The 3,683-nt window shown below is 74.2% G+C and carries 3 protein-coding genes and 2 pseudogenes; 2 read left to right on the top strand and 3 right to left on the bottom strand.

The window, feature by feature from the left end; genetic code table 11:
- Positions 1–299 precede the first annotated feature (299 nt).
- Together AOK15_RS47990 and AOK15_RS45390 are read left to right on the top strand one after the other, a co-directional pair.
- Positions 300–470: pseudogene (locus tag AOK15_RS47990) on the top strand (phenylacetate--CoA ligase); the annotation flags it as partial.
- A gap of 8 nt (positions 471–478) precedes the next feature.
- Positions 479–598, top strand: a complete 120-nt coding sequence (locus AOK15_RS45390) for a hypothetical protein (protein ID WP_276206255.1) — start codon at positions 479–481, stop codon at positions 596–598.
- A gap of 62 nt (positions 599–660) precedes the next feature.
- On the opposite strand, the gene AOK15_RS37730 is transcribed toward AOK15_RS45390, so the two are convergent.
- The 3 genes and pseudogenes from AOK15_RS37730 to AOK15_RS48000 all read right to left on the bottom strand — a co-directional run.
- Positions 661–2,238, bottom strand: coding sequence for an amidohydrolase (locus tag AOK15_RS37730; protein WP_055523273.1), 1,578 nt, complete (start codon positions 2,236–2,238; stop codon positions 661–663).
- Positions 2,239–2,280: 42 nt separating this feature from the next.
- Positions 2,281–2,811: amino acid permease (locus tag AOK15_RS47995; protein ID WP_240508778.1), on the bottom strand; the 531-nt coding region annotated here is incomplete at its 5' end.
- Between the two features lie 2 nt (positions 2,812–2,813).
- Positions 2,814–3,639 (bottom strand): annotated as a pseudogene (locus AOK15_RS48000) (APC family permease); the annotation flags it as partial.
- Positions 3,640–3,683 lie beyond the last annotated feature (44 nt).

Consider the following 3,683-nt stretch of genomic DNA (forward strand, 5'->3'; position numbering starts at 1 on the left):
TCGTCGCGTCGAAATGCTCCTGGAGCGCGTCCTCGGGCGGCGCCCCGGCGGAATCTGTCGTCGTCATCGATACCAGCTTCCCAACCGACCATTCGTTCGGTGCCAGTGTGACGTGATTCGGGCGGTCGGGCAAGACCCTTCTCCCCTCCTCGACGGCGCGACGGATCCTTCACAGCGGAACGGCCCCGATGGACACCGTGACCGTGACGTACGGTGACCGAATGTTCGGTCGGCTCCGTTCGGAGGGGCGGACGAAGGAGTCGCGATGAGCAACCCGGGGCCGACCGCTCCCCCACGATCTGCTGGACGACGGCGAGCGCCTGACCGGGGAGGAGCTGGCCGCGCTCCAGCTCGACCGGCTGCGGGCGACCCTCCGCCACGCGTACGACCACGGGGAGCTGTACCGGAAGAAGTTCGACGCGGCGGGCGTCGGCCCCGACGACTGCCGCTCCCTCGCCGACCTGGCCCGGCCGACGCGATCACCGGAGGCGTCAAGGACGGGGTGGGTGTGACCGTGGAGGTGGAGGTCGTCGGCCCGGAGACCCTGGAGCGCTCCATGGGCAAGCTGAAGCGGGTGCAGGACCTGCGCGACCGGTGACCCGCCGACGCCGGGGGCCGGGTCGGTACGGACCCGCGCGGCCCGGCCCGGCCCCGGTGGGACTACCGCCCGCTCCCCCGGTGCACCACGTGACCGCCCGTCACCGTGAGGAGGACCGGCGCCTCGGCGACCTCGTCGGCGGGGGCGCCGACGGGGTCGAGGCCCAGTGCCGTCAGATCCGCCCGGTAGCCTGCGGCGATCCGTCCGGCGACCGCCTCCTCGCCCGCCGCGAGCGCCGCGTGGCTGGTGCAGCCCTCCAGCGCCTGGAGTCCGCTGAGCCCGGCCCGCAAGGACGCGGCGCCGCGCGGTGCCCGGGCCGTGGCCAGGACCCCGCGGGCGTCATGGTGGGCGATCGGCCAGTCCGAGCCGAGCGCGACGACCACGCCCGCGTCCCGCAGGTCCCGCAGCCGCCAGGCCCGTGAGGCGCGCTGCTCGCCGAGCCGCGCGGACCACGCGTCGGACAGGTCGGCACGGGTGTAGTCGGTGTGCGGGGGCTGCATGGAGGCGGCGACCCCGACCTCGGCGAACCGTGCCACGAGGTCGTCGGGCACCGACTCGATGTGCTCGACCCGATGCGTGTGCCGCCCGCCGGGCCCCAGCGACTCGACCGTGGACAGGACATGGCGTACGGCGGCGTCGCCGATCGCGTGCGTGGCCGTCCGCACCCCGGCGCGGTGCAGGACCCGTACGGCGTCGCTGTACGCGTCCGGGTCGGGCCAGAACGCGTCGGTGCCCTGGCCGTGGCAGTCGGGGTGGTCGAGCCAGGCGGTGCCTCCCTCGACGGTGCCGTCCATGAAGAACTTCACCCCGCCGACCTGCCAGTGCCGTCCGCCCCTGCCCTGGAGCGCGATCAGTTCCGCGAGGTCGTCCGCGTCGGCGCCCGGCATGCACCACGGCGCGAAGCGCAGCCGCAGCGGCAGGACGGTCTCCCGTGCCACGGCGTCCATCAGGGCGGGGTCGCCGAGGTCCATGACGTGCGCGCCGGTGAGGCCGGTGGCCGCCATGGCGTTCAGCAGGTCGATCAGCCGGGTGCGGCGTTCGTCGTACGTCGCGCGGGGCATCACCGCCGTGACGAGGTCCATCGCGGCGTGCTCGACCAGATGTCCGGTCAGTCGTCCGTCGGCGTCGACGGCGATGTGGGAACGCTGGACGAATGTCCGCGGCCCGGTGATGCCGGCGGCCCGCAGCGCCGCCCCGGTGACGAGGGCGGAGTGGCCGTCGTACAGGCGGAGGAAGGCGGGCGCGCCGTCGAGGACGTCCTCGACGAGGGCACGGTCGACGGGGCGGCCCTCCAAGGCGTTGTGGTCCAGGCCCCAGCCGAGGACCCAGCCGTCGGTGCGGGGCGCGGAGGCGAGCGCGGAGCGCAGTCCGTCGAGGTCGCGGACGGCGGTGAGGTCGAGGCCGGTGGCCAGGTCCAGGCCCCACACAGGGTGGCTGTGACCGTCCACCAGGCCCGGCACCAGCCATCCGCCGCCCAGGTCCACCACTTCGGTGTCAGGCCCGCGCCAGTCCCGTACGTCCGCGTCCTCGCCCACGGCGGCGATCAGCCCGTCGCGTACGGCGACGGCGGAGGCGCGCGGCCGGTGCGGGTCGAGGGTGCGGACGTGGGCGCCGGTGATGACGAGGTCGGCGATGGGCATCGGGAGGGGTCTCCTTGCGCGGGGTCGGACGGAGGGCGGGGGTTATTCGGCGGCGTCGGCCGGTGGCTCGGCGGCGAAGCCCGCGTACACCTCGGGCCTGGACCGGCGCAGCCACCACCCGAGGGCGAGACCGAGGACGAGGACGGCGGGGACGATCGCCGCGAGGACGGTGTTGACGGTGGTGGAGGCACCGGTGAACTGGTCGAGGTGGGTGACGACCAGGGCGATGGCGCCGGTCAGCAGCACCGCCGCGGCGATGGGCGCGACGACCGTGCGCAGGGCCCCTTCGCCGTGGGCGCGGCGCCGGAAGTAGAGCGGTACGGCGATCGCTGCGAGCAGTTGCAGCACCATCAGGGCGAGCATGCCGGGCGTGTTCACCCACAGCAGCAGCTGCATGTACGGGTCGGCGCCGGCCGCGGCGAAGGCGAGGACGACGGCCGCGCCGAGCACGGTCTGGGCGATGCCGGCGACGTACGGGGAGCGGTGGCGGGGGTGGACGCGGGCCAGGGCCCTCGGGAGGATGCCCTCCTCGGCGAGGGCCAGCCCGTAGCGGTTGATGGCGTTGTGGAAGGCNNCCTGCGCGTCGCCGAACGCCTGGATCACCGTCCACACGATGAACGCGTAGAACAGGCCGAGGAAGGCGACGGCGAGATAGGTGGCGCGCGGCACGGTGCGGGCCGGGTCGCGGGCCTCCCGGCGGTAGATCACGGTGGACTCGAAGCCGGTGAACGCGGCGAACGCGAAGGCCAGGACGGCGATCATGCCGGGGACCATGACGTTGCCGGGCGCGAAGGACGCGAGGGACAGGCCGTCGGCGCCGCCGTCGACCAGGACCGCGCCGGCGAGCAGGACCAGGATGCCGGTCTCGGCGACGAGGAGGACGCCGAGGACCTTGGCGCCGAAGTCGATGGACCGGTAGCCGCCGTAGCCGATGAGCAGCAGGCCGAGGAGGGCGACGGGCAGCCAGGGGACGTCGGCGCCGAACAGGGAGCGGGCCGTGTCGCGGGTGGCGGTGCCGAGGAGGCCGTAGACGCCGATCTCCATGCCGTTGTAGCCGATGAGCGCGAGGAGCGCGGCGCCGATGCCGGCCCGGCGGCCGAGGCCGCGGGTGATGAACGCGTAGAAGGCGCCGGCGCTGCGGACGTGGCGGCTCATGGTGGTGAACCCGATGGCGAAGACGGCGAGTGTGAGTCCGGCGAGCAGATAGCCGACGGGGGCGCCGATGCCGCCCATCAGGATCGCCAGGGGGGCGACGCCGGCCATGACGGTGAGCGGGGCGGCGGCGGAGACGACGAAGAAGGCGATGTCGGAGGTGCCGAGGGAGCCCCGGCGCAGCGAGTACGCGGTGGGCGCTTCGGTCTCGGCCTGGTCCGCGGTGGGCGCGGAGGGGGTGACGGTCATCGGGGAAAGCCCTTCTGGCTGCTTGCGGGGACAGGGCCACCGGG

The sequence above is a fragment of the Streptomyces ossamyceticus genome (assembly GCF_001418475.1).
Taxonomy (GTDB): Bacteria; Actinomycetota; Actinomycetes; order Streptomycetales; family Streptomycetaceae; genus Streptomyces; species Streptomyces ossamyceticus.